The following is a 546-nucleotide window of genomic DNA, read 5'->3' as shown; positions in this document are numbered from 1 at the left end:
GGCCGATAAACCGGGTCGGCGAACTGCTCCCCTGGCGCGTAGCACTGCCGACTGAATAACACATCCCCGTCAATACGGTTCTTGCTGCACGCTTACGGTAAGCCCGGCGGGGTGATGTTCCACAGCGATCAGGGCAGTCATTATACGAGCAGGCAGTTCCGGCAGTTATTGTGGCGATACCAGATCAGACAGAGTATGAGCCGGCGCGGAAACTGCTGGGATAACAGCCCAATGGAACGCTTCTTCAGGAGTCTGAAGAACGAATGGATGCCGGTGGTGGGTTACGTAAGCTTCAGCGAGGCAGCTCACGCCATAACGGACTATATCGTTGGATATTACAGCGCACTAAGACCGCACGAATATAACGGTGGGTTACCCCCAAACGAATCGGAAAATCGATACTGGAAAAACTCTAACTCGGTGGCCAGTTTTTTGTTGACCACTTCACGCTCCATCGCTGCCCGGCCTTTGTGGATGGTTTCACCAAACTCCAGTAACGTCCCGTGCAGGGCATTAATTTGTGCGGTCCGGAACTTCACCAGTTGC

At 53.8% G+C, this 546-nt stretch carries 2 pseudogenes; one reads left to right on the top strand and one right to left on the bottom strand.

The window, feature by feature from the left end:
* Nucleotides 1–60: 60 nt before the first annotated feature.
* Nucleotides 61–432 (top strand): annotated as a pseudogene (locus tag BFF42_RS20450) (DDE-type integrase/transposase/recombinase); the annotation flags it as partial.
* 11 nt (nucleotides 433–443) lie between these two features.
* Here the strand turns inward: BFF42_RS20450 and BFF42_RS20445 are convergent.
* Nucleotides 444–546: pseudogene (locus BFF42_RS20445) on the bottom strand (IS110 family transposase); the annotation flags it as partial.

Source organism: Shigella sp. FC1661, from assembly GCF_001712525.1.
Classification (GTDB): domain Bacteria; phylum Pseudomonadota; class Gammaproteobacteria; order Enterobacterales; family Enterobacteriaceae; genus Escherichia; species Escherichia coli.
The sequence above is the reverse complement of the archived record's forward strand: the minus strand, read 5'-3'. Positions and strand labels throughout refer to the sequence as shown.